A 27,000-nucleotide genomic window follows, 5' to 3' on the forward strand; every position below is an offset into this window, starting at 1 on the left:
GCAAAAATACGGGATATTTAGGGACTTTTTAGGAAAAGATTTTATTGGTTTATGTTTTGATCTTTTGATTTTGTTTTGTAGATAATTAATTACATTTGCGGCAGTCAAATTAATCAGATGAAGCATAAATTACTTTTCGTTTTCTTTATAATTACTATTCAATTGTTTTCTCAGAATAAAAATCAATCTATTGGTTTTAAAGAGAACAAAGGTCAAATTGTAGATCAAAAAGGAAAACCAAATACTGCTGTAAAATATTTACTGAACACTAACGGGCTTAATGTTCAGTTAAAGAAAAATGGATTTTCGTATGATATTTATGAAGTTAAAAAAACGCCTTTTATACCTTCAAAAACAGCAAAGACACTTCCCGATTTAAATCCTCGAAAAGACCATCAAGAAAAGCCCGAGTTTAATTTAGAATATATTTTTCATAGGATAGACATTGACTTTGTAAATTCAAACTCAAAAGTTGAATTAATTTCAGAACAAAAATCAACTGATTTTGATAACTATTATAATGTTCCAAATAAACCAGAAGGCATTATTGGTGTTTATCAATTTAAACAAATTACCTATAAAAATATTTACCCCAATATTGATGTTGTTTTTACAATTCCAAGTGATCCTAAGGAAACTGTTGAATACAATTTTGTGATTCATCCAAAGGGAAAAATCTCTGATATTCAGTTAAAATTTAACGGTGCTGAAACTGATTTGGTTGATAATAAAATCCAAATGAATGTTCGCTTTGGAAAAATGGAAGAAACACTTCCTGCGAGTTGGATTGAAGATCGGGGGGCTAAAAAAGAAATTGAAGTTGGATATACTAAGATTAAGAAAAATGTTTATGGTTTTAGTAGTTTTGATAATACTTCTGATAAAACAGTTATTATTGATCCAGTACCAACAAGACTTTGGGGAACTTTTTATGGAGATGAAACCGGAACTACTGGTGCAAACTGGTACGAAGTTGATTTAACAACTGATTCCCTTGGCAATGCATATGTTTCAGGATCTACAACATCGCAAAGTCCTTCTTATGCAACTTCTGGAGCACATCAAACAAGCGGAAACCATCAGTATATCAATTCAATTACAAATGGGATTATATTTAAGTTTGACAAAAACGGCAATAGACTATGGGGAACCTACTATGCTGGTACACAATTTGTTTATATTTATGGAATAAAAACTGATTCACAAAATAATATTTTAATTACAGGATATACAGGTTCAGAAACAAACATCAGTACTGTGGGATCTTTTCAGCCAAATTTAAGAGGATCTTCAGATGCTTTCTTAGTAAAATTTAATAGTAATGGCGTAAGGCAATGGGGAACTTATTTTGGTGGTGAAGATAGTGATTATGCAACTAAATTGGATATTGACATTAATGATAATGTTTATATTGTTGGTACAACTTCCAGTAAAACAAATATCGCTGTAAATAGTAATTTCCAAACTGAATTAAGCTATTCAGCAAGTCCATATGGGATAAATACAGACGCGTTTATTGCAAAATTTAATCTAAATGGAAATTTAATATGGGGGACTTATCTTGGAGGGGACGGAAATGATAATTTAAGTGCTATTACAATAAAGGGTTCTTACTTAGTTGCTGGAGGGTCTACTAAAAGTACAAACAATATGGCAACTACTGGTGTTTTTCAGGAAAAACCGAACTCTAATTTTCCAGGAGATGGATACGTTTGTAAGTTTTCCTTAAACGGAGAAAGAATTTGGGGTACTTATTATGGTGGTAGCTCACCCATGGAGGAAATTAAATCAGTCAAAATTGATAATGAAGAAAATATTTATATTGGCGGATACACTTATAGTAGTGATAATATTACGACATCTGGAACTTTTGAAGACTCAAATGAAAATCTTTATAAAGGTTTATTAGCAAAACTAAATGCTAATGGACAAAGAATATGGGGTACGTATGTAGGAGATATTAGTATTTCTTCTATGGTTTTTCAAAATAATTCAATTTATATTGGAGGTGGAAATATTGATTTCAGAGCTGATTATAAATTAACCACACCATGTTCTTATAAACAAGATAGAATTAGGACTCATTATGGTTATATTGGTAAGTTTTCTACAGAAGGTAATTTTATTTGGGGAACATATATTGGTAATGATAATACTATAAAAACAGCTTTAGATTCTGACGGTGCAATTTTTGTAGCTGGATTATCAAGTTTTAATGACGATATTGCTGACGAAAGTTCTTATCAATCTAGTATTTTGGGAGATAAAAATTTTTTCTTAATGAAATTTCAAGAAGATTTTTCGTTTAGTGTTCCAGAAATCACATCAAATTCTCCAATATGCATCGGCAAAACTCTAGAACTAAAAGCCTCAGGAGGAACAAATTATTTATGGACGGGTCCAAACGGATTTACATCAACAGATCAAAATCCAACAATTATAAATGCAACAGCGGCTAATAGCGGAGAATATAGCTGCTTAATAACTGGAACTGGCGGTTGCGATGACACTAAAAAAATTACTGCTGTTATTGGAGATTACGAAGCTCCTGTTCCTACTATAACAACTTTGCCAACAATAACCGGAGATTGTAATACAATAATAAATACAATCCCAACTGCTATTGATGCATGTGCAGGACAAATTACAGGAACAACTACAAATCCATTATCTTATAGCTTACCGGGAACTTATACAATTGTATGGAATTACAGCGACGGAAACGGAAATACATCAATTCAAAATCAAACTGTTACAATTACAAGCCAGCCATTGCCAACTGCAAATACTCCACAAACTTTCTGTGTTGACAAAAACGCTACATTAAACGACATTCAAGTTACTGGCCAAAACATTAAATGGTATAGCAACTTAACAGCAGGAACACTTATATCACCTACAACTGTTGCTCAGGATAAAGCAACATATTATGCTTCACAAACCATAAATGGCTGCGAAAGTGAAAGAGTTCCTGTTACAATTAACATTCAGGTCACTTTTCCTCCAACAGGAAATGCAAATCAACCATTTTGTTCAGGACAAAATCCAACTATTGCAGATATTCAGGTTACGGGAACTGCAATAAAATGGTATGATGCAGTAAGTAACGGTTCTTTATTAGCAGAAACTACAAATCTGGTTAATGGGCAAACTTATTATGCATCGCAAACAGAAAATAATTGTGAAAGTCAAAGACTTGGAGTTACTGTTTCAATAGTAAATACACCTTCTGCACCAGTCTTAAATGGAAGTACAGCATTCTGCAAGAAAGAAAATTCAAAATTATCCGACATCCAAATGTCTGGGCAAAATATAAAATGGTATGATACTAATTTCTCTGCTGCCAGTTTGCCAAATACTACTTTATTAGAAGATAATAGAACATATTATGCTTCACAAACAATTGGATGTGAAGGGGACAGAACCCCTGTTTTAGTTCGTGTTAATGATACTCCGCTGCCAACCGGAGACAATAATAAACAATTTTGTATTGATGAAATTGCTACAATTGAAAATATTGCTATAACAGGAACATCTCTTAAATGGTATGATGCAGCAACAAATGGAAACAGTTTATCAGAAACAACTTTACTGCAAAACGACATTTATTATGTAACGCAAACTCTAAATAATTGCGAAAGTGAAAGATTTGCCGTTACTGTAAAAATTCAGGATACTCAAATTCCAATTGCAGATTCTCCACAAACATTTTGCATCCAAAAAAATGCATCTATTAATGGCATTGATATTACAGGACAAAATATAAAATGGTTTGAAACTATTTCTTCAAATAGTACTTTATCCGAATCAACATTACTTGAAAACGGACACACTTATTATGCTTCACAAACAATCAACAATTGTGAAAGCGACAGAATTCCAATTATGATAAATATTCTGGGAGCTACAACTGGGGATTGTATAATTTTTTTTGATGAACTGCCTTTTCCAAAATTCTTTACGCCAAATAATGACAACTTTAATGATCACTGGACAATTGATTCAGCTTATTTAGCTCCAAACACAGCAATTAGAATATTTGACCGCTATGGAAAATTAATAAAAGAATTAGCTCCAAATACTTCTTGGGATGGAAATTATCTGGGTCACCAAGAACCAGCATCCGATTATTGGTTTACCGTTACAAGATTAAACGGAACAGAATTTAGAGGACATTTTAGTTTAAAAAGATAATTTCAAATAAAAAGGCGCAGATTAAAAACCTACGCCTGTTTTTATTTCAAAAATTTAAAAATTCTATTATTATTTAAAATTTATGTTCCTCTTTGCTAATTACCAAAAATGAAACTAAAGAAATAAACGCTGCAATCGTTAAGTACAAACCAACATAACTTACATCATAAGTTTTGGCTAACCAAATAGCTATCATAGGCGCAAAAGCTGCTCCCAGAATTCCTGCTAAATTAAACGTTAATGATGCTCCAGAATAACGAACATTTGTTGGAAACAACTCCGACAGAAAAGTTCCTAAAGGCCCATAAGTGAATCCCATTAAAGCCATTCCGATACAAGCGAAAGTAGTAACTAAAACAATATTTCCTGAACTTAAAAAATAAGAAAAGAAAAATCCGAAAATCGCAATAGCCGCTGTAGCTATAATAAGCATTTTGCGTCGGCCAATTTTATCTGCAACTACAGCCGAAACCGGAATGAAAATAGCAAAAAACAATACCGAAAATAACTGTATTAATAATCCGTTTCTTTTAACAATCCCTAAATCTGAAGTTGCCCAGCTTAATGTAAAAACAGTCATCAAATAAAAAACTAAAAACGTTGTAATGGCTGCAAAGGTTCCAAAAATCAATTGATTTTTATACGATTTTACAATTGTCAAAAAAGGAACTTTAACTTCTTCCTGTTCTTTTTTAGAATTTTCGAAAGATGGCGTTTCTGTAATTTTTGTTCGGATATAAAAACCAACAACAACCAATAATGAACTGGCAATAAATGGAATCCTCCAACCATAATCCATAAAATCTTCATTGCTCATAGAATCGGTTAACAATAGAAAAGTTCCGCCAGAAAGCAGTAATCCTATTGGAGCGCCCAATTGTGGAAACATTCCGTACCACGCACGTTTATTTGGCGGTGCATTTTCTATCGCTAATAAAACAGCCCCTCCCCATTCTCCGCCTAAACCAACGCCTTGCCCAAATCGACATAACATTAATAATAAGGGAGCCGCCACACCAATACTGGCATAACTTGGCAAAAATCCTATTGTAACTGTCGAAATACCCATTGTTAATAAAGCGGCAACTAAGGTAAATTTACGTCCTATTTTATCTCCATAATGTCCAAAAAAAGCAGAACCTAACGGGCGAGATAAAAACGCAATTGAAAAAGTGGCTAAAGATTCCAGAGTCGCCATTGTCGAATCTGAACCGGGAAAAAATAATTGAGGAAAAACCAATACTGCGGCATTAGCATAAATATAAAAATCAAAAAATTCAATTGTGGTGCCAATTAGGCTTCCAAAAAGAACATGTTTAAGTGAGTTCTTCTTTTTAGGGTTTGTTTCCATGCAAAATCAGGTATATCTTTTTTTGTCTACAAAAATATAGTTTCGTTATTAATATTTCACATTTAAGACAATTAGTTTCAAAACACATCTGTATTTTTAACAAATTTCATGTATTTAACATTTTAAACAGTGTTTAATTTACTCAAAATTAAAAACCTGATTATAGGAACTTTAAAACAAAAAATAAAAATCAATCTTAAGCAATAGTTAAAACCGATTTTAACTGTATATTTTCATTAAATTTACAGCTGTCAAAAATAAATTTAAAATTATGCCTACCGACTGTATCAGCTATCAAACTTCTGGATATTTCTCTAAATTGATACAAGATTATTTAGATCAGAAATCAGAATTGAAACCGCTGTACAACAATTTCCCAACATTGGAGAATTTCGAAAAACAAATTGCCGAAAAAGCAGGTAACTTTGATAACAGCAACCGAATTCCTTTGGTTACCACTTTAAAAAAGCAATATCAAAGCATCGAAATTTCTGATTCGACAAAACAAAACATTGAGCTTTTAGCACTCGAAAATACTTTTACAATTACAACTGGACATCAGTTAAATTTATTTAGCGGGCCTTTGTATTTGTTATATAAAATCATTTCGACCATTAATCTTACCAAAGAATTAAAATCGAAATATCCGTCGTACAATTTTGTTCCCATTTATTGGATGGCGACAGAAGATCATGATTTTGAAGAAATAAACTATTTTAATTTTAGAGGAAAAAAATTCAGATGGAACAAAGAAAGTAACGGTCCCGTTGGCCGACTTTCAACTGAAGGTTTAGATGAATTCTTTGAAATTTATTCATTAGAATTAGGTTCAAGCACAAATGCCAATACTTTAAAAAAGCTTTTTCAAGATGCTTATTTAAAACACGATAATCTGGCCGATGCAACCCGGTTTTTAGCTAACAGTTTATTTGCTAATTACGGTTTAGTAATTATAGATGCTGACGATGCCGATTTAAAACGTGCTTTTATTCCGTATGCAAAAGAAGAATTAGAAAAACAGACTTCATACAAAGCGGTTCAGGAAACAATTGAACAATTGAAAGACTATACGGTTCAGGTAAATCCGCGTGAGATTAATTTATTTTATATTGAAGATAATCTGCGCGAAAGAATCATTTTTGAAGAAGATAAATACATTGTAAACAACACAAAAATCTCCTTTTCTAAAGAACAAATTCTTTCTGAATTAGAAAATCATCCTGAAAAATTCAGTCCAAACGTTATTATGCGTCCGCTTTATCAGGAAATTATTCTCCCGAATCTATGTTATATTGGCGGAGGCGGAGAAATTGCGTATTGGCTGGAATTAAAATCTTTTTTTGATGCCGTAAAAATTACTTTTCCAATGATTTTGGTTCGTAACTCTGTTCTTTTGGCAACCGAAAAACAAGGAAAAAAAGCAGATCAATTAAACTTAAGCTGGAGCGATCTTTTTACCAAACAAGAAAATTTAGTAAACGCGATTACACACAAAATTTCTGCATTTCCAATTGATTTAACACCTCAAAAAGAAATATTGAAAACCCAATTTCAATATCTTTATGAATTAGCAAATCAAACTGATAAATCTTTTTCAGGAGCTGTAAAAGCACAGGAAGTGAAACAGACAAAAGGTCTTGAAAATTTAGAAAAACGTTTATTAAAAGCACAAAAAAGAAAACTTAACGATCAATTGCAGCGGGTAATAGACTTACAATGTGAACTATTCCCAAATAATAGTTTACAGGAACGTCAAAGTAATTTTTCAGAATTTTATCTGGAAAAAGGCGAACAGTTAGTTCCGCTTTTACTGCAAAAACTGAAACCTTTAGAAATGAATTTTAACATCATAACAATTTAAAATAGTTTGCCACAAATTACACGAATTATCACGAATTATTTTTTCTTGCAAAGAATAGAAATTCGTGAAATTCGTGAAATTCGTGGCAAAATAATAAGTAATAATTCTCGAGAACCAAATAACCACCTATCTTCTCAAAATTATTATTCCAAACCAAATAGCGATTTTTAAAAATATTAACTAACCAATTTACCCAAAACCAATGGTAAAAGAACGCTTAATTTCGCTAGATGTCTTTCGTGGACTAACAATTTTATTAATGACCATTGTAAACAACCCCGGAGACTGGGGCCATGTTTTCCCGCCATTATTACACGCTGAATGGCACGGCTGCACACCAACCGATTTAGTATTTCCGTTTTTCGTTTTTATAATGGGAGTTGCCGTTCCGCTTGCAATGCCTGATAAATTTTATGACGGCACCACTTTCAACAAAATTTTAATTCGTTCTTTGCGAATGCTTTGTTTGGGGATTTTCTTCAACTTTTTCGGGAAAATCCAATTATTCGGACTGGAAGGAATTCCGCTTTTAATTGTCCGACTTGCCATTACTATTGGAGTTGGTTATGCTTTAATGGGAAATTTCAGTTCAAAAATCAAAAACATTCTGGCATTTTCAATTCTGATAATTTATCTGTTTCTCGCTTACAGCGGTATCGAAGCCTACAGTGACGTTAGACTTCCGGGGGTTTTACAACGAATTGCAATTGTTTATTTTGTAGTTTCTCTTTTGTATTTAAAAACTTCTCAAAAAACACAGATCATAACCGGAATCGTTTTGTTATTAGGATATTGGGCAATCATGACTTTAATCCCTGTTCCCGGAATTGGCGACGCAAATCTGGATAAAGGAACAAATCTTGCTTCATGGCTGGACAGCGTTTTACTAAAAGGACATATGTATCGTGGAACCGTAACGTGGGATCCGGAAGGAATTTTAAGCACACTTCCGTCAATCGTAAACGGAATTATTGGTTTATTAATTGGTCAATTATTACAGCAAAATTTTCCTAAAACTAAGAAAGCACAAAAAATGGCAATTGCAGGAGTTGCTTTAATTATTGTTGGTTTGCTTTGGAATATTGTTTTCCCAATAAACAAATCACTTTGGACAAGCAGTTATGTTTTATACACTACAGGATTAGCCACAACATTTTTAGCAATTTTATATTACATAATTGATATCGCCGATTATAAAAAAGGATTGAAACCTTTCTTAATTTGGGGTGTAAACCCAATGATCGTTTTCTTTACTTCGCAGATAATTCCGCAGGCATTAGTAATGATTGAGTTTCAAAATCCACATAAAACCGAAGAGAAAATTAATTTATTAAATTACCTGTACAGCTTTTGGATTGCACCATTTTTCAGCAATCCTATGACAGCTTCATTAGCCGGTGCATTAGTTTACGTTTGCATCTGGACTTTTATTTTATGGATATTCTACAGAAACAAATTAATATTCAAAGTATAAAAAACATTTCACCATATAAGTAATATAAGTTCATTTTAGAAATACGTAAAGCTTGCGAACATTTTGCACGCCGCTGTTTAAATGAACTTATATAACTTATATGGTTTTAAAAACCTTTTCTTGGCTAAAACATCATTCTATCATGTTTTAATTACGAATTAATTAAAATCAATTCATAAAAAAAGTCTACTTTTGCACAAAATTTAATAAAATATAAAATGGCAACAAATAGAACTTTTACAATGATTAAACCAGATGCTGTTGCAAACGGACACATCGGGAATATCTTAGCAATGATCACTAATGGTGGTTTCAAAATCGTTTCATTAAAATTAACTCAATTAACTGTAGCTGATGCAAAAGCATTTTACGCAGTTCACGCAGAAAGACCTTTCTACGGAGAATTAGTTGAATTCATGTCACGTGGACCAATTGTTGCTGCAATTTTAGAAAAAGACAACGCAGTAGAAGATTTCAGAACTTTAATTGGAGCTACAAATCCAGCTGAAGCTGCTGAAGGAACTATTCGTAAAGCATACGCAACTTCTATTGGAGAAAATGCAGTTCACGGATCTGACAGCGACGAAAACGCTGCAATCGAAGGTGCATTCCACTTTGCTGGAAGAGAGCAGTTTTAATTTATGATTTTAGAGTTCAGTCCCGATAGCTATCGGGATAGATTGCTGAACTTAATAAACAAAAAAAATCCCGTTTCAAATGAAACGGGATTTTTTTATGTCAAATATTGATTAAAGCTTATCTGCTTTTTTAACCAATTTCTCAACTTTTTCATCAAGATCTTTCAAAAGTTCTTCCAATGCACTTTCGCACATAGGCAATACTTTATCAAGACTTAAAACAGGAACTCCACCTACGATTGTTCCAGTTTTCTTAGAGTTTGCCCCTTCAGAAAAAGCAAATACTTTTTTTCCTGTTTTATCGTATAAAGCGATTCTGGCATAAGCTTTCATTTTTATTGTTCCAGTTCCTCCAACAGCGAATCCTTTTACTACAGCAAAATGAATTTCTGTAAATAAAACACCATCAGCTGTGTCTTTAAACATTTGAGCAGACGCTACTTCATTGGCAGAACCATTCATTCCTTCATAAATATATTTATATCCAGGATAGTTAATAATAGTACCGCTTTCTCCGCCTTCTCTTGCAAATTTAGGAGTAAAAGCAATGTATTCCGGCTTCTGAGTCACTTCAGTTTCAGGAAGTAAATCAAACGGGAATTTTTTAGCATAATCATTAAAAAATGCATTGTGATATTTCTCTAAAATTGGAGAAAGGTTAAAGTTCGGATTATTTCCTAGATCAGCTATTGCAGCCAATCCATTTAACCCTAACTCCGAAAGATCTATTGTTTTATCTGTATAAAAAGATACAACGGCAACTTTTTTCTTTTGAGAATAACTGTTTAAGGCAAATAATACGGTTAAAATAAGTAATACTTTTTTCATGTTTTGGTTTTGTTTTTTATTTGTTTATTATTAATCAGGCATTTATTAAAAACCACTTAATGCTCAAATATATCATAAAAAAAACACTTCCATTATGGAAGTGTAAAATTTATTTTTAAGTTTCAAATAACAATTTAAAATCAGCGTAAAACCACATCTTTTATTACTTCACGCCCAAGCTCTTCGTTAATCATTTTAACGATTTTAGACTTTCCGTGACTTAATTCCTCTCTTAAAACAGCCGATCCAAGTTCAACATAAAGTGTACTTCCTTTCAAAACAACATTTTTAGTATACGTTTTTACACCATTCCCCATTAATTGTGCCCAGGCTTCTTTTACATCAATCTGATCCATTCCCGGCTGTAACTTATTAACCTGAATAATTTGTTGTAAAACAGCCCCAATCGTACTTTGGTTATTTAGTCTTTTTGCCATCGTTTAAAATATTTATTGGTCCTGTTTTTTTATAATAATATTCTTTATTCTGATCATTTTTTACGACAAACCCTTCATCCGAAATCGAAATCAATTCCTCAGTCCATTTAGCATAATCTGTATTATAATCCAGAAAAGTTCCCTTATCCGTAAATCTTACTGAAACATTTTCAAAAGTATCAGTAGTTAAAAAAGTTCCGTCAAGCTGTGCCATTACTTTAGTACGAGTCCCTTTTGTACCTTTAATTTTAAAAAAATCAAAGTTTTCATTCATGCCATAAGCCTTTTCCTTCCCTTTATCAAAAACCACTTTTTCAATTTCCCAGTAACCATTTAGTTTTTCAATATCTGCCGGTTTTATTTCCTGTTTACAGCTTACAAACAAGAGCGACAAAACCAAAATCATAAAAGCATTTTTCATAGTAAAATATAATATTAATAAGGAGCTGTTTCCTGCTGTCCGCTATATCTTTTATGGCCTCGTTAAAAAGACGAGGCCATAAAAGGATGCCGCTTCCATCAGGGCTAGGACTCCCGTTTTCAAAAGAAAATTTAGAGAATTACAAAGGTAACTTTATAAATTTCAAAAGAAATATTTTAATCAATAATTATCTCATTTTTCTAAGACTTTATTTCCTAAATCTTTACAGACCATAAAAAAGCCTATTCTAACAATCTTATGTCATATCATGGTAGATTTTAATGCAAATCTGTCAGACTTTTGCAGCAAAATTATTTCAGTTACATTTTCCTTTAAAGAAGATAATTCCAATTAAATTTTTATACATAAATCCTTTTATTAAAAATAGAATGAAAAAATATTTCATAATAGCATTAAGCACCCTGCTCTTAATTTTTGGATGTAGTAAAACAAAACCCAAAAACATTGCACTCACAAAACCTGTGTATGTTCAAATAAATAATTATCATCAGCCTGAAGAAAAAGAAAATAGCGCACCTTCCCTAAAAGATGATTTTTTACAAAACAAAAATTCAAAAAACTCACCAGTAACAATTGTAGCTTCCAGCCTATCGAGAGCGCAGTACTCTGATCATAAAGACATTAAAATCGTTTTTAAAAATTCAAGCAAAAAGAGTATTCAGGCAATTAAACTGGAATGGTACTGCGAAAACTCATTTGATGAACCCGCAAATGGCAGGTATTTTTATGGAAAAGGAAGATCTACGGGAGAGATAGCAAATTTACTAAAGCCTGGTATGATCGAATCAAAAATCTGGGAAGATTTTTCTACAGATGCAAACCGTATTATAAAAGTAAGAGCTTACTATGTAGTATTTACAGACGGAACAAAATGGGAGCTTAAATAAAACACTTCATGGTTAAACATGTGAAATAAGTTTTCCTCTCCATTAAACTATTTTACATATTTTTGGTCAAACCCCAAACCAAAAACGAAAGCCATGACCAAAACTATTTTTACAATCCTGACAGCCTTATTATTGATAAGCTGCAGCAAAGATTCAGCAGAACCAGATCCGGTTCCAACTCCATCAGAAAGCATGTATTTCCCTCCATTAACCGGAACAACATGGGAAACAAAATCCATAGCCGATTTAAAATGGAATCAAAGTGCTGTACAGCCACTTTTAGACTATTTAGAATTAAAACATTCTAAATCATTCATCATTTTAGTAAATGGCCGAATTGTTTTAGAAAACTACTTCAACGGACATAACGCTTCAACAAATTGGTATTGGGCAAGCGCCGGAAAAACGTTAACTTCAACCGTTACCGGAATTGCACAACAGGAAAACTTACTAAACATCAATAATAAAGTTTCTCAATATTTAGGCACTGGCTGGACAAGCGAAACGTTAGCACAAGAAAACAAAATTACCTGCAAACATTTACTAACTATGACATCCGGGCTTGATGATTCAACCGATGATGTAGATCCTGCAGATCTAATCTACAAAGCCGATGCAGGGACAAGATGGGCTTATCATAATGTTTATGTAAAACTGCAAGATGTTATTGCAAGTGCAAGCGGACAAAGCTGGGAAAATTATTTCAATGCCAAATTAAGAGACAAAATCGGGATGAATGGTACCTGGCTAAAAATTGATGTAAACAGCGTTTATGCAAGTACTTCACGAAGCATGGCACGTTTTGGGCTATTAATGCTGAATAAAGGCAAATGGGAAAATAATATCATTTTAAATGAAGCCTATTTCAATGAAGCAACAACAACTTCACAAAACATTAATTTAGGGTACGGATATTTATGGTGGCTAAATGGTAAAAGTTCCTATCATTTACCGCAATCGCAGCTTACTTTTCAGGGAAGCGTAATTCCAACCGGACCAAGCGATATGTTTATGGCTTTAGGAAAAAATGACCAAAAAATATATGTAGTACCAAGTAAAAATATGGTAGTTATCAGAATGGGAGAGGCAGCAGATAATGAAAATCTTGCTCTATCTGATTTCGATAAAGTTTTATGGGAAAAAATTAGTGCTTTGTATCAATAAAAAGGACTGCACAAAATTTAAATCAACTGCCATCCTTTAGATTTTAAAAAGCTTTTGCAATCATTGCAAAAATCTTTTTCTTCATCCAGTGGGTTTCCTCCTTCAGCATCACGCATTAAACACGTTTTTATTGCACAATGCGGTAAACCCGCTGTATGACCTAATTCATGTAAAACTAGTTTATAAAACTGTTTATTTTTATTTTTGACAGACAATCTAAAATCTGAGACTACACAGGCTTTTCCGGGTCTATAACCTAAGCCCATTACACCCCAATCTTTAATTTCGTTTTTAGTTGTACTAATATCCGAATTTGATAATCCAACTATTACAGAATCTTTGCCAATATTATTTTTAAGACTTTTAATAATACTATCTGCGCGGTATCTATTTCTTGGTTTATAATAGAAATTTTCAGGAAATGAAATATTTGATCTTAAAACTACTTTTGGATTTATAGCTTTAATTTCTTCAAAAACCTTTTTAGCCTGTTGAGTTTTAAAACTACCTAAGGGCTGAATAACAATTACTTTTTGATTTTTATTACTTTCGTTTTTTCTGTTTGTACAAGAAAGCGCAATAAAAAGAAAAACGAAAAAGCAGTATTTCATAATCAAAAATGTGTCAATAAATTATTGCTTAGTTCTCAATCTTTTAAGAACTCCCATAAAGAAGAAACCTATTCCCAGAACTAATAAAACGTAATAAAAAGAAAGACTATTATCTCTCAAAATATTTGCAAAAACAAAACATATAACGCTTGCAAAATAAAAAGCAACAGCCGATATATTTTTAAAAGAAGAAAAACTCATTATAAATTATTTAAAGAAACTATCGACGAATTCATATTTATTAAAGACTTGTAAATCTTCAATTCCTTCGCCAACACCAATATATTTAACCGGAATTTGAAACTGGTCTGAAATACCAATTACTACACCGCCTTTTGCTGTTCCATCTAATTTTGTTACTGCTAATGAAGTTACTTCTGTCGCAGCAGTAAATTGTTTTGCTTGTTCAAAAGCATTTTGACCTGTTGAACCGTCTAAAACCAAAAGAACATCATGAGGTGCATCTGCTACAACTTTTTGCATTACACGCTTCACTTTTGTCAATTCATTCATCAAATTGATTTTATTATGCAAACGTCCGGCAGTATCAATAATTACAACATCGGCATTTTGAGCCACAGCAGACTGCAAAGTATCAAAAGCCACAGAAGCCGGGTCGCTTCCCATATTTTGTTTTACGATTGGAACGCCTACACGATCTGCCCAAACTTGTAACTGATCGATAGCAGCGGCACGGAAAGTATCGGCAGCACCTAAAACCACTTTATAACCGGCTTTTTTAAACTGATAAGCCAGTTTACCAATTGTTGTAGTTTTTCCAACACCATTAACTCCCACAACCATTAAAACGTAAGGTTTTTTATCTTTTGGAATATCAAATTCGGTTGCTTCGCCTGTATTGGTTTCAGATAATAAGCCGCCAATTTCGTCACGAAGAATTTGATTTAATTCCTCTGTTCCTAAATATTTATCTTCAGATACACGTTTTTCGATTCTTTCGATGATTTTCAATGTTGTATTTACACCAACATCTGAAGCTACCAAAACTTCTTCAAGATTATCTAAAACATCATCATCGACTTTAGATTTTCCTGCAACAGCTTTGCTTAACTTAGAGAAAAAAGTAGTTTTTGTTTTTTCAAGACCTTTATTTAAAGTCTCTTTTTTTTCGGTAGAGAATAATTTTTTAAAAAAACTCATTTTTTAATTTATTGTTAGTTTTAGATTGTTTCTAAGAGCTTTGAAACAATCTTAATGTTTATAGAATGCCTTTTGTTTTAATTTAACCCCAATTACACGATATCCTTCTATTTGTCTTTTTTAAACAAGTAAAGATAAAGAGTCTGATGGGAACAAATGTTTAAAAAAAACACAAATTGATTGGTTTCTATAAAATTTTAAACAAATATAAAAAATAAAAAAGCTACTTCCGAATGAAAGTAGCTTTTCTATATATTGTAATTGTAATTATTTCTTTTTCAAGAATTCATCAACTTCTTCAGGAGCCATAATAGATTCTACGAATGTATATGCACCAGTTTTAGGAGATTTTACCATTTTTATGGCTTTTGATAATCTCTTAGAAGATGTTTGTAACGATGCTACGGTTTTTTTTGCCATGATTCAAATGTTATTTGAAGTTTTTTATAAAACTCTAAATGGCAAAACCATTTGAGATTTACAAAAATCTCTAATTATTACTTAATTTCTTTGTGAACAGTTACACGTTTCAAGATTGGATTAAATTTCTTAATCTCTAATCTATCTGGAGTATTTTTTTTGTTCTTAGTTGTAATATATCTAGAAGTTCCTGGAACACCAGAAGTCTTGTGCTCAGTACATTCTAAAATTACTTGGATTCTATTACCTTTCTTTGCCATCTTGCTATATATTTATTTAGGAAAAGATTATTTGATAAATCCTTCTGACTGTGCTTTTTTCAAAACAGCAGTGATTCCATTTTTATTAATTGTTTTTATCGTAGATGCTGCTACTCTAAGAGTAATCCATCTATCTTCTTCTGGAAGATAAAAACGCTTTTTAACTAAGTTTACAGAAAACTTTCTCTTAGTTTTGTTCATAGCGTGAGAAACGTTATTTCCTACCATCGCTCTTTTACCTGTAAGGTCACAAACTCTTGACATTATACTTATCTTTTATCGTTATTCAAAATCAGGGTGCAAAGAAAAGAAAAATAAACCATTGTAGCAAAAAATTATTGCACAATTTTTAAAATTTCTTTTTGTAATATTTCTAAACTCTTAATAGTTGCTCTATCTATCACTTTTTCACGTGGTTGGCCAAAGTTAAATTCTTCCGTGATTACTCCCTCTGGTGTAGCCAAAGCGATAAAAACAGCACCAATTTCAGCATTTGAGTCTCCTTTTGATGGTCCGGCGTTCCCGGTTGTCGCGATTGCATAGTCGGTTTTTAGTATATCTTTCACATTCAAAGCCATAGCTGCTGCAACCTCAGCACTTACTACCGAAAATTGATCTATTAAATCTTGCGAAACACCCAAAACATTGACCTTCGCTTCTGTTGCGTAGGAAACCACACTTCCTTTAAAATATCTTGATGCTCCTTGCACAGATGACAAAAGCGAAGCAATTTTTCCACCGGTGCAGCTTTCGGCTGTAGAAATCGTTTTATTATTTTTCGCCAGCAGTTTACCAACTACGGTTTCAATCGTTTCATTTTCTTCATAACCCACTATAATATCATGAATTATAGCATCAAGCGACTGAACATTTTCTTCAATTGCTTTTTCTAATTCTTCTTTATCAGTTCCTCGGGCAGTCATACGCAGACGAACTCGTCCGGGATTTGGCAGATACGCCAGTTTGATAAAATCAGGCAGATTATTTTCCCAGTTTTCAATACGTTCTGCGACTAAACTTTCGCCCTGACCGTACGTTAAAATGGTTTTATGAATAATATAAGGACGTTTATATTCTTTTACAATTTTTGGGATTATCTCATTTTCTACCAGATATTTCATTTCATACGGAACACCCGGAAGCGAAACAAATACGGTATTTTCCTTTTTCATCCACATTCCCGGCGCAGTTCCCATTTTGTTATGAAGAACGGTGCATTTTGAAGGAACAAGAGCCTGATCTTTATTTAGCTGTGAAATTGGTCTTTTATAAAACCCTTCGATAAGTTCTGTTACGTGAGCCAGAACTTCAGGATTTACAACCAGCTGATCATCAAAATAATCACAGAAAGTTTTTTTGGTGATATCATCTTTTGTCGGTCCTAAACCTCCAGTAATAATTACAATATCAACCTTGTTTTGCAGCAGTGCAAAAGTGTTTAAAATATGCTGTTTGTCATCACTTATTGAAATCATTTCATAAGTTTCGACACCTATTCGATCCAGTTCTTTGGCTATAAAATTTGAATTTGTATCTACAATTTGACCAATTAAAATCTCATCTCCAATGGTAACTATTGTTGCTTTCATATTATTAAAAGTTTTACTTATAAAGGTATAAGTTTATTTATGAAGTAGGATTGCGGAAATGATTTGAGGCAGAAAAATTTAAAAGATAATTTCTTTTATCTTTTAATATGAAGTTAAAACCCTGAAAAATGAATTGAAATAAAATAAGAAAAATGATTCCGCTTTTTCGTTTTAAAAAAGCGGAATTAAATGAATTTTAGACGTCAAAATCTTTTTTGATTTCTTTAATTGCGTCTTTTACCTGCACTTTTATACTTTTAAAAGTCTCGATAATATCTTTTTTCTTTCCTTCTGCTTTTGTCCACGCTTCGACTTGCAGAATTTCTTCAAATGCAACATTTAACCCCATTAAGTCTAATGTAGGTTTAATTTTATGCGCATACGAATAAGCGTATTTATGATCCTTTTTCTTGATCCCTTCTTTGATTTGTTTTAAATCCTCAGGAACTTCTGTAACAAATAATTTTAGAATTTCGTTTACAAATTCGGGGTCATTGTCTGAAAGCGCATACACTTTCGAAAGATTATACTTTAAAGCCATTATTTTACTTGTATTCTGAATAATTTTTTATCTTCTAAAAAGCCTTCCAAAACATCATTTGGTTTAACCGGCGCAACACCTGCAGGCGTTCCTGTAAAAATAATATCTCCAATTTTTAACGTAAAAAACTGAGAAACATAAGAAACCAATTCATCAATTTTCCAAAGCATAAAACTTGTATTTCCTTTTTGAACGGTTTCAGAATTATTTTTGAGCTCAAACGTAAGATTTTCTAACGAAACAAAATCACTTTTTGGTAAAAAATCTCCAATTACTGCTGAGCCGTCAAATGCTTTTGCTTTTTCCCAAGGCAGTCCTTTTGCTTTTAATTTATCTTGTAAATCTCTGGCAGTAAAATCAATACCTACACTAATATCGTCATAATATTTATGTGCAAACTTAGGCTCAATATATTTTCCAACCTTGTTAATTTTCACAATTATTTCTAATTCGTGATGAACTTCCTGAGAAAATTCCGGAATTACAAACGGATGCTGCTTCAACAAAACCGCAGAATCCGGTTTCATAAAAACCACAGGTTCATCCGGACGTTCGTTTTTTAATTCTTCAATATGATTGGTATAATTTCTACCGATACAAATGATCTTCATTATTTTAAGTGTTCAGTTTTCAGTTTTTAGTGTTCAGGAAAACTTAGCACTCAAAAAACTGAACACTAAAAACTGAACACTGAATACTTTATTTTGTGTTTAATTTTCTCAATTTAATTCCTGTCAAAACTTTTTTGGTATATAAAGGAAAATCGGCGTTTTGAATCCAGCTGAAATATCCCGGTTCTGTTTCCAAAACTTTTAAAACTTTTGCACCTTTATGTTTTCCGAATGTAAAAATTTCTTCATCATCTTTATCAAAAGCAATCATTCCGGCAAAATCGGCGATTTTTTTACGGGTTGTAAATTCAGATAATGATTTCATGTCATTTTCCAGTTCAGGATAACGATCTAACTGCGCTTTCAAAATCTCGTAGGTTGCCATCGTATCTGCTTCTGCAGAGTGTGCATTTTCAAGACTTTTTCCACAGTAAAACTTCAAAGCAGCACTTAAAGTACGCTCTTCCATTTTATGGAAAATAGTCTGAACATCTACCGAAACTTTATTTTTCATGTCAAAATCTACTCCCGCGCGAAGTAATTCTTCTGCTAATAACGGAATATCAAAACGATCTGAATTAAAACCTCCCAAATCACTGTCTTTTATCATATTATGAACCAGCGGTGCCAATTCTGCAAAAGTAGGTTCGTTGGCTACTTTTTCATCAGTAATTCCGTGAACGGCTGTTGTTTGTGGAGGAATTGGAATTGTGGGATTAACCAGCCAGGTTTTACTTTCTTTATTTCCGTTTGGAAAAACTTTAAATATCGAAATTTCTACTATTCGATCTTTACCGATGTCAATTCCAGTTGTTTCAAGATCAAAAAAGCAGATTGGTTTGTTAAGTTTTAATTCCATTTTTAATTTTTATAAGATTACAAATGTAATTTTTTAATGCCAAAGTTCCCGCCCAAATTTCTATTTTTTTGACCAAAATTGGCTTTTTTTGTTGGTTTTGCATTCAAAATTAAACCAAAATAAGTCTCTTTTCTCTTTTTCTTATGAATGAAAAAACCCGAAAAACTTTTAAATTTTTCGGGTTTCAAATTTTATTATATGAATCGATTAGAAATCTCTGTCTACATCAAAAGCTTCTAAATATTCTGCTACTCTTTTTACAAAACTCCCTCCTAATGCTCCGTCAACAACTCTGTGATCGTAAGAGTGCGATAAGAACATTTTTTGACGGATTCCAATAAAATCTCCTTCCGGAGTTTCAATAACTGCAGGAACTTTACGAATTGCTCCAAGAGCTAAAATTCCAACTTGCGGCTGATTGATAATTGGCGTTCCAAAAACACTTCCAAAAGTACCTACGTTTGTAACTGTATAAGTTCCGCCTTGTGTATCGTCTGGTTTTAGTTTTCCTGCTTTTGCACGGTTTCCTAAATCGTTAACCGCTTTTGCCATTCCAACAAGGTTTAACTGATCTGCATTTTTAATTACAGGAACAATTAAATTTCCGTTTGGTAGCGCTGCCGCCATTCCTAAATTGATATTTTTCTTTTTGATGATGTATTCGCCATCAACAGAAATATTCATTCCAGGGAAATCTTTTAAAGCTTTTGCAACCGCTTCCATCATAATTGGTGTAAAAGTCAGCTTCTCGCCTTCTCTCTTTTCAAAAGCCGTTTTAACTTTATCTCTCCATTTTACAATGTTCGTTACATCAACTTCAATAAACGATTGTACGTGAGCCGAAGTTTGTACAGAAGCTACCATGTAACCCGAAATCAGTTTACGCATTCTGTCCATTTCGATGATTTCGTCACCGCCATTTACAGAAACCGGAACTGCCTGCTGGCTTTTTTGAACTACTGGTTCTGGTGCTTTCGCAGTTTCAACAGCAGCTTTTGGAGTTTCAACCACTGCTTTTGGTGCTTGCTCAACTACTTTTGGAGCCTGAACAATTCCTGCTTTGCGGTCTTCTATATATTTTAAAATATCATCTTTGGTTACTCGGCTGTCTTTTCCTGAACCTTGAATATTATCCAATTCAGCAAGAGAAATACCTTCTTCTTTTGCAATATTTTTTACTAAAGGAGAAAGGAATTTTTCAGATCCGGAAAAATCCTGAGGAGCAGCAACTTCTTCTTTTACTGCTTCAATTGTTTTTTCGATTTCTACAGCTTCTGCAGGAGTAGCAGTTTCTACAGCTGGAGTTGCAGCCGGCGCATCACCACCTTCAGTTTCGATAATTGCAATAGTCTGCCCTACCTGAACTAAATCATCTTTGCCAAATAATTGTTCAACTAAAATTCCAGATACTTCACTTGGCACTTCACTGTCAACTTTATCAGTTGCAATTTCCAGTACAGCTTCATCAGCTTCAATTTTGTCTCCCACTTCTTTCAACCAGTTAGTAATGGTTGCTTCAGCGACGCTCTCTCCCATTTTAGGAAGCTTTAATTCAAATCTTGCCATATTATTATTCTAAAGGGTGATTTTGATTTTCTGATTGCGAAATTACTGAAAAATTTAAATATAAATTACACTTAATATAATTTTTACTGAATTTTTCTAATTTCCCCTCTGTCGTTTCTTGAATTACTTCCAATAATAAAATTGGTGTTTTTGGGGAAAATCTTAAAAGTAATGTTCTTATCTTTAAGAGTTTCTATGATATTGATACATTTTTTGAATGAAACATAGTGATTATCCAAAATGATCTCTGTCTTTTTTCCCTTTAAAATCAGCGACGAATTTACCATTTTTTCTTTTTTGAAATCTAAAAAACTAACTTTATTTTCCAAAATCGAAGCCAACTTTTCAGACAAATTCTCATTTTCAGAGTATAAAATATAACTTTCCGGCAGCAGTTTTATTTTAGGTTTTCCCTGAAACATTTTTACAAATGAAAAAAAACAGGTTCCAACCTGAATGAAAAAGCTAAAAAACCATGATTTTTTAAAATGCTTTTGGTAGAAAAAATTCATTGCATCCTGAAAACGTTTCATATACAATTCATCTTTAACGGTACTTTCTCCTTTATAGTGTAAAACGGTTGTTTCGTGAAAATAATAATTGGATTTTTTTAGCAAAAGTGCCCTGTAAGACAAATCAATATCATCTGCATACATAAAGCAGTTTTCATCAAAACCATTTAATTTTTGGTATAAATCTTTTTTTAAAAACATAAAAGCACCTACAAGAATCTCCACTTTTCCAGTTTGATTTTCATTTAAATGCTGCGCATAATATTGATTAAAAAGATTCCATTTTGGAAATATTTTATACAAACCAAAAATTTTGGTAAAAGCCACCCACGGCGACGGAATGCCGCGTTTACTTTCTGGCAGGAAACTTCCGGTTCCGTCAATTAATTTACAGCCAATAATTCCTAAATCTTGTTTTTCTTCGGCGAAAGCCAAAATCTTGGTAAAAGTATCTTCGGCAACAACGGTATCAGGATTTAAAATACAGATGTATTTTCCGCTGGTTTGTTCAACTCCAATATTATTTCCTTTTGGGAAACCAAAATTTTCCTGGTTTTGAATCAATTTTACTTCCGGAAATCTCGTTTTCATCATCAAACAGCTGTCATCTGATGAATTATTATCGATAACAATAATTTCGGCATCAAGACCGGCAATTGCTTCCTGAACACTTAAAACACATTGTTCCAGAAAGTAACGCACATTATAATTAAGAATGATAACCGATAATTGCATTTATTTATTTTTACTATCAGTTTATTTCTTGTTTTTTTTATCCTTTTTAAAAGTAATTTCAAATCCTTTTAAAATATCATCATGCTTCTTCTTCGTCTCATCAACTTCCTCTTCAGTAAATACGCCAAATGTAAATTGATTATAAAACATTGCATCATGAAGATTAACTATTTGAGAAACATTACTTTCTTCATTAGTTTTTACTTCTAATTTATCTATCAATTGACAATAATCAAAAGTATAATTTGTATTAAGAACATTACAACCATTAAAATTTAATTCTAACGACTGAATATTAATTTTAAAGTTATTGAAAAGACTTCCTTTAAGATTAATTCCACTAAATATTTCAGTATTTTCGAAGCTTACATTTTTAAAACTTGAAAATGAAAAATCATTATTTATAATCTTAGAATTTGCATGAGTTGTTTCACTAAAAAAACAACAAATAAATTTAGCATTTGAAAAGTCACAACTATCAAAATTTACTTTAAAAAAATGAGTTGTTAAAAAATTAGTAGCCAGAACTGTAGCACTTTCAAAACTAGCATTTTCGATTTGTGCCATATTAAAAAGCGTTTGATGTAAATCCGCTTCAAAAAAAATAGTGTCTTTTATTCTTGAAAGAATAAATTGTGCTTTACTTAAATTAGCATTAGAAAAATTAACGTTATTTATATTCATATTAAAATAAGTAAATGACAAGTCAAACTTACTAAAATCTATATCGTCTATATTAATAGAACTTAAATTACAATGACTCAAATTCCCTTTAAAATCTTTATAAGGATTATTGATTTTATCTTTGTGTTTAAATAAATCATTGATTATAGTTTGCACGACTGTACTACTAAAATCATCCGCTTTCTTTGTGTAAATATTTGTACTAGATCGAATGTAGCTCGTTAATATATTAAATACTACTTCAGCATAATCTCTAGAATTCTCGATAGCAATCTGATTAAGAACAGCAATTCCTCCAAGAATTATAGGTTCTTTATCGTTACCTAAATGTTCTACGGCATTTTTAAATCTTTCATCTATTTGTGATTTTCTAGACAATTCCAGTTGATCCGATTGCTTCGAAATTGCTAAACTTTGTAATTGTATTGCTTTATCAGATAATTTAGTTCTTTTATAATTAAGATAAAGTCCGAATAAAATACCTAATGCCCCAATTACTGTCAACAAAATTTTTAATAGTTCTGCATTTCTACTTTCATCAAAAGGATAAAGCCAACAAGCAAATTCTTCAAAAGATTTTAAAATAATGCTCCAATATAAATAAAATACAACGGAAACTACACCTAAAAGAATAAAGCTGATTTTTTTCATATAAATAAAGTATTACGAACCAAAAGTAGTATAATACTAACTCATTTTAATTTTTTTGTAATTGATTTTGGGGAAAGTTAGAAATTTTCGGCCAAACCTAATCGCAATGACCAATCGTTTTTACTAATTCCGTAATCAAGCACTAAATTGCTGTTGTTTTTCTTGTTCCATTTAATACGTAATCCGGTTCCAATGGCTGGATTCCATTTTTTAAATTGATACGTATCTAACTTTGAAACAGAGGAAACATTAGTAAAAAACACAGCGCCCCAAAAACCGTTTTTTGAGATATCAGTTCGGTATTCGGTTTCAAAATAAATCAGTGCATTACTACGAAATCTGTTTCGGGTAAAGCCCCGTCCGGTCCTTCCGTCGCGATCCCAGCCAATACTTGGCAGATCTAAATAATGCGGTTTCCCGCCAAAAGTCGACCAATAAAAAGCTCTGTAAGCCAAAACCCGATGTTTGTATTTATGGAAAGAATGGTATTTTCGGGCATCAAAATAAACCGAATTCCATTTTTTACCTTCCACTCCGCTTGTATTGATTCGGTAATCTGCTTCGACATATAAGCCTTGTTCAGGATTTACATTGTTTTCTCTGGAATCATAAAGCCCCTGAATGGCAATTCCGAAGGAACTTTCGTTAGAAAAATCGCCGTTCATATATTTAGAATAATCTGTTTCTTCATCTATATATGATTCTTCAGAAATATTCTGGTAATTATCAAATAATAAACCTAATCCTAATCGATAGTTTCCAATTATTTTTCGGGTGGCAAATTGGTAAAAACGCCATTGCTGATAATCCAGAGTTGACATTTTTTTATCTGTATTATGTCCGCCGAGACCGTACGTATCCTGAGGATAAATCATAAAGCGGTAATCGCCTATAAAATTCCAGTAATTATCTTTCGTATATATATAAGTTTGAATGGGGAAAACATATTGTTTGGTAAAACTAAAATAAGGCGAAAATGAAACTTGGGACATTTTGGTCGTGTTGCTGTCACCCAAATAAAAAGTAGTTAAAAAAGAAACTACCAAACCGGCATTTTTATTGGCATCGATTGGAACAGGAAGCAATGAAAAGGCTATTTTTTTATCCTGATTTTTTCGTAATGAATCGTTTTTATTAAAAAGCTTGTACAAAACATCCAGAATATCTTTGTTGTTATTTGAAATGGAGTCGTTTTGGCAATAGCCGAAATGCATTTGAAAAAAGAAAAAGAAACCTAACAGAACCTTTGCATTTTTCATATCGTAAGTTTTTCAGATACAACTTCTTACAAATTTAAAGTTTTATTCAGAATATACGCTTCTTTCAAAATAAATAAAAAGAAAATTCTATTTTTGAAGTAAATCAAAATCTCTTTTTCAATGAAAATCAAAGCAGTTGTTTTAATTGGTTCTCTCCTTTTTGTGTTTGCAATTTTAGGTTTCGCTTCCGCGGAAGAAGTTTCGAATTCCAATACAGATTTGGTAAAAACTTCAACTTGGTACATTGCTGGCCAAACGCAAGAAAATCAGGAAACAATTAATAAAATCAGAAAAGAAAAAGGGATAATTAAAGTTACAGCAAAAGATAATCCGGTTGGAGAAATTGAGCTGAATGTGATGCTTACAGAATCTGATTCAAACGATGGCAAACCAACAAATTTGTCTGAAAGTTCAAAATATCTAAGTATTACGTATAAATCATCACATCTTATAAAATTGCAGGCACGCGAAGGAAATGCAGAAGGAACGGGATGTGTGCATGGCGGTTCACATCCAAGAATAGATTTGCCTGTTTCTGCTAAAAAATTTACAACCATAAAAATTCCGTGGACGGATTTCAAACAAGACGGCGATCCAAACGGAAAAACTTTAGATATTCACAATCTGTGTAAATTCAATTTTGTGAATTATAATCCGGTTTCGGGTGCGACATTAGAAATAAAATCAGTTATTCTAAATTGAAATGAGGATATTTTAACGCAAAGCGCGCTAAGGTTTTTCGCAAAGTGCACAAAGTTTTTTCTAAGTGAGTTTTACAAACTGCAAAGTTCTCAAAGCTTTGTCAATACAAAGCTTTGAGAACTTCAGCTAATTTTTTAGCTACAACTTAAAAATCTTTGTGCACTTTGCGAAAAAACCTTAGCGAACTTTGCGGCTAATTTTTTAGCCACAGATTTAAAGGATTAAACAGATTAAAACTTTGTGTCCTTTGCGAAAAACCTTAGCGCGCTTTGCGTTACAAAAACATTATAAATGTAGCTGAATTTTAAACCTATTGAAGATTTTCATTACGAATAACATTATTGTTGAGAAAACCAGTGACCAAATAATTCCCGGAACTCCTTCTCTAAAATATTCTGGTATAATGTGAATTTTAAAAGCTAGATTAAAATAATAAATAACGCCCGGTAGAATATAAATCAATAACGGATTTGCTGCAGCGGGCATAAAAAACTCGCTCCATTTGGTTTGTTTTTTAACTTCCATTAACCAATACAAACAGTAAAATAAAACGGTGCAAATTCCGGCAGAAATTAATGTCCAGGAAGGCGTTCCTTGTATTTTTGAAATTCCGTAATGTGGTCGAAGGAAAAAGCCAACGGCGAAAAACAAAACAATAAATCCTATTACGGCCCAATTGATTTTATTTTCAATTTTCTTGTCAAAAAAGAGTAATGAAATTATTATTCCGGCCGTTACTAAAGTTACATGCGTTAAATGTCCGGCAATAAAATGCAGCCATTCCGGCATAACTAAACCTTTTGTCAAATTAGCAGAATTTGCGGCAACACAAACTACAAGAAAAGCAATCATCGCCCATAATCTGCCTGAAACCAGCCAATAATAAATTACCGAAATAAGATAAGCCCAGCCAATTAAACCCAGAATTCCCCACCATTTTGGCGTGATTCCTATTTTTCCGGTTTCTTCCTGAACGTATAAAAAGTAAAGTGCAATTAAAACCAATATTCCGCCGTATTGAAGAATGTATTTTAACCAAACTGAAAAATCTTTAGGATATTTATTCCAAATAGGAATTGGCATTGCATAAGCCAAAAGTCCCCAAAAAGCAGGCGCAATTATCATTTTTGAAGCGTCGTAACCATATTCGGCATTTACCATATAAACACCAATTATGATTAAGGCTACAGCACGTTTTAAAGTATGTGTCCAGATTACTTTTGGAGTGTCGCCTTTTATTAATCTGGCATTAAAGGCAAACGGAACTGACATTCCGACTATAAATAAAAAAGCAGGGAAAACTAAATCGACAAAGGTCATTGCATCGGCATCTGCGGGCATGTGTTTCATCCATTGCGGCACATTTTTGACACTTGCAAGTTCATTTACAAATATCATTACAAAAATGGTAATTCCGCGTAAAGCGTCAATCGAAATAATCCTTTGATTATATAAATTCTCTTTAATTTTCATAAAATATTACTTTTTTATCAAATATAATATAATTCTAAAATGTCGGTTACATTGTTACATAAATTTTCTTTTGCAATATTTCTTTAAAGA

The 27,000-nt window shown here is 32.4% G+C and carries 25 protein-coding genes; 7 read left to right on the forward strand and 18 right to left on the reverse strand.

Annotated features, from left to right (window positions below; translation table 11 throughout):
* Positions 1-117: 117 nt before the first annotated feature.
* The gene (locus tag APR43_RS13025; protein WP_053473818.1) at positions 118-4,194 is read left to right on the forward strand and encodes a T9SS type B sorting domain-containing protein; all 4,077 of its coding nucleotides are present in this window, start codon (positions 118-120) and stop codon (positions 4,192-4,194) included.
* Positions 4,195-4,267: 73 nt separating this feature from the next.
* Here the strand turns inward: APR43_RS13025 and APR43_RS13030 are convergent, their stop codons facing one another.
* A complete protein-coding gene (locus APR43_RS13030; protein ID WP_053473817.1) occupies positions 4,268-5,545 on the reverse strand; it encodes an MFS transporter in 1,278 nt (425 codons plus the stop codon).
* A 271-nt stretch (positions 5,546-5,816) separates the two neighbouring features.
* On the opposite strand from APR43_RS13030, the gene bshC reads away from it, so the two are divergent.
* The 3 genes from bshC to APR43_RS13045 all read left to right on the forward strand — a co-directional run bounded on the left by bshC (position 5,817) and on the right by APR43_RS13045 (position 9,518).
* On the forward strand, positions 5,817-7,406 hold the full coding sequence (gene bshC / locus APR43_RS13035) for a bacillithiol biosynthesis cysteine-adding enzyme BshC (RefSeq protein WP_053473816.1): 1,590 nt from the start codon (positions 5,817-5,819) through the stop codon (positions 7,404-7,406).
* Positions 7,407-7,608: 202 nt separating this feature from the next.
* Complete coding sequence (locus tag APR43_RS13040; RefSeq protein ID WP_053473815.1) at positions 7,609-8,880, forward strand: acyltransferase family protein; 1,272 nt, start codon at positions 7,609-7,611, stop codon at positions 8,878-8,880.
* 218 nt (positions 8,881-9,098) lie between these two features.
* Positions 9,099-9,518: a nucleoside-diphosphate kinase gene (locus APR43_RS13045; RefSeq protein WP_031456090.1), complete on the forward strand. Its 420-nt coding sequence runs from the start codon at positions 9,099-9,101 to the stop codon at positions 9,516-9,518.
* A gap of 111 nt (positions 9,519-9,629) precedes the next feature.
* Here APR43_RS13045 and APR43_RS13050 read toward each other — a convergent pair whose 3' ends face one another.
* The 3 genes from APR43_RS13050 to APR43_RS13060 form a co-directional block, all read right to left on the reverse strand.
* Positions 9,630-10,346 carry a hypothetical protein gene (locus APR43_RS13050; protein WP_053473814.1) on the reverse strand — a complete coding sequence of 239 codons (717 nt, stop codon included), beginning with the start codon at positions 10,344-10,346 and terminating at the stop codon, positions 9,630-9,632.
* A 140-nt stretch (positions 10,347-10,486) separates the two neighbouring features.
* Positions 10,487-10,783: a DUF721 domain-containing protein gene (locus APR43_RS13055; RefSeq protein WP_053473813.1), complete on the reverse strand. Its 297-nt coding sequence runs from the start codon at positions 10,781-10,783 to the stop codon at positions 10,487-10,489.
* Entirely contained in the window at positions 10,764-11,204 is a 441-nt protein-coding gene (locus APR43_RS13060) for a hypothetical protein (RefSeq protein WP_053473812.1), read from the reverse strand. Before APR43_RS13060 ends, APR43_RS13055 begins: the two co-directional genes overlap by 20 nt.
* 389 nt (positions 11,205-11,593) lie before the next feature.
* Between APR43_RS13060 and APR43_RS13065 the strand changes: the two genes are divergently transcribed.
* Positions 11,594-12,112 carry a hypothetical protein gene (locus APR43_RS13065; protein WP_123924585.1) on the forward strand — a complete coding sequence of 173 codons (519 nt, stop codon included), beginning with the start codon at positions 11,594-11,596 and terminating at the stop codon, positions 12,110-12,112.
* 93 nt (positions 12,113-12,205) lie between these two features.
* Entirely contained in the window at positions 12,206-13,276 is a 1,071-nt protein-coding gene (locus APR43_RS13070; protein ID WP_053473810.1) for a serine hydrolase domain-containing protein, read from the forward strand.
* A 17-nt stretch (positions 13,277-13,293) separates the two neighbouring features.
* Here the strand turns inward: APR43_RS13070 and APR43_RS13075 are convergent, their stop codons facing one another.
* From APR43_RS13075 to APR43_RS13140, 13 genes are all read right to left on the reverse strand, one after another.
* Complete coding sequence (locus APR43_RS13075) at positions 13,294-13,887, reverse strand: Zn-dependent protease (RefSeq protein WP_053473809.1); 594 nt, start codon at positions 13,885-13,887, stop codon at positions 13,294-13,296.
* Between the two features lie 207 nt (positions 13,888-14,094).
* Positions 14,095-15,048 carry a signal recognition particle-docking protein FtsY gene (gene ftsY, locus APR43_RS13085; protein ID WP_053473807.1) on the reverse strand — a complete coding sequence of 318 codons (954 nt, stop codon included), beginning with the start codon at positions 15,046-15,048 and terminating at the stop codon, positions 14,095-14,097.
* A 267-nt stretch (positions 15,049-15,315) separates the two neighbouring features.
* A complete protein-coding gene (locus APR43_RS13090) occupies positions 15,316-15,468 on the reverse strand; it encodes a DUF4295 domain-containing protein (protein ID WP_008468081.1) in 153 nt (50 codons plus the stop codon).
* A gap of 77 nt (positions 15,469-15,545) precedes the next feature.
* Complete coding sequence (gene rpmG / locus APR43_RS13095; protein ID WP_008253902.1) at positions 15,546-15,728, reverse strand: 50S ribosomal protein L33; 183 nt, start codon at positions 15,726-15,728, stop codon at positions 15,546-15,548.
* A 27-nt stretch (positions 15,729-15,755) separates the two neighbouring features.
* A complete protein-coding gene (rpmB, locus tag APR43_RS13100; protein ID WP_008468080.1) occupies positions 15,756-15,992 on the reverse strand; it encodes a 50S ribosomal protein L28 in 237 nt (78 codons plus the stop codon).
* Positions 15,993-16,063: 71 nt separating this feature from the next.
* Positions 16,064-17,317: a competence/damage-inducible protein A gene (locus APR43_RS13105; RefSeq protein ID WP_053473806.1), complete on the reverse strand. Its 1,254-nt coding sequence runs from the start codon at positions 17,315-17,317 to the stop codon at positions 16,064-16,066.
* A gap of 196 nt (positions 17,318-17,513) precedes the next feature.
* Positions 17,514-17,858 carry an Hpt domain-containing protein gene (locus tag APR43_RS13110; RefSeq protein WP_053473805.1) on the reverse strand — a complete coding sequence of 115 codons (345 nt, stop codon included), beginning with the start codon at positions 17,856-17,858 and terminating at the stop codon, positions 17,514-17,516.
* A complete protein-coding gene (locus APR43_RS13115) occupies positions 17,858-18,469 on the reverse strand; it encodes a fumarylacetoacetate hydrolase family protein (RefSeq protein ID WP_053473804.1) in 612 nt (203 codons plus the stop codon). The genes APR43_RS13110 and APR43_RS13115 overlap by 1 nt, the downstream gene beginning before the upstream one ends.
* 88 nt (positions 18,470-18,557) lie before the next feature.
* Complete coding sequence (locus APR43_RS13120) at positions 18,558-19,328, reverse strand: 3'-5' exonuclease (RefSeq protein ID WP_053473803.1); 771 nt, start codon at positions 19,326-19,328, stop codon at positions 18,558-18,560.
* A 207-nt stretch (positions 19,329-19,535) separates the two neighbouring features.
* Positions 19,536-20,894, reverse strand: a complete 1,359-nt coding sequence (locus tag APR43_RS13125) for a dihydrolipoamide acetyltransferase family protein (RefSeq protein WP_053473802.1) — start codon at positions 20,892-20,894, stop codon at positions 19,536-19,538.
* Between the two features lie 83 nt (positions 20,895-20,977).
* Complete coding sequence (locus tag APR43_RS13130; protein ID WP_053473801.1) at positions 20,978-22,141, reverse strand: glycosyltransferase family 2 protein; 1,164 nt, start codon at positions 22,139-22,141, stop codon at positions 20,978-20,980.
* A gap of 21 nt (positions 22,142-22,162) precedes the next feature.
* A complete protein-coding gene (locus APR43_RS13135) occupies positions 22,163-23,476 on the reverse strand; it encodes a pentapeptide repeat-containing protein (protein ID WP_053473800.1) in 1,314 nt (437 codons plus the stop codon).
* 77 nt (positions 23,477-23,553) lie between these two features.
* Positions 23,554-24,735 (reverse strand): hypothetical protein, encoded by a 1,182-nt coding sequence (locus APR43_RS13140; protein ID WP_240514953.1) that lies wholly within the window; start codon positions 24,733-24,735, stop codon positions 23,554-23,556.
* A gap of 120 nt (positions 24,736-24,855) precedes the next feature.
* Here APR43_RS13140 and APR43_RS13145 point away from each other — a divergent pair, with 120 nt between their 5' ends.
* Positions 24,856-25,437: a hypothetical protein gene (locus APR43_RS13145; RefSeq protein WP_053473799.1), complete on the forward strand. Its 582-nt coding sequence runs from the start codon at positions 24,856-24,858 to the stop codon at positions 25,435-25,437.
* Between the two features lie 285 nt (positions 25,438-25,722).
* Here APR43_RS13145 and APR43_RS13150 read toward each other — a convergent pair whose 3' ends face one another.
* Entirely contained in the window at positions 25,723-26,910 is a 1,188-nt protein-coding gene (locus APR43_RS13150) for a DUF5009 domain-containing protein (protein ID WP_053473798.1), read from the reverse strand.
* Positions 26,911-27,000: the final 90 nt, after the last annotated feature.

The organism is Flavobacterium sp. NLM, from assembly GCF_002210235.1.
Classification (GTDB): domain Bacteria; phylum Bacteroidota; class Bacteroidia; order Flavobacteriales; family Flavobacteriaceae; genus Flavobacterium; species Flavobacterium panici.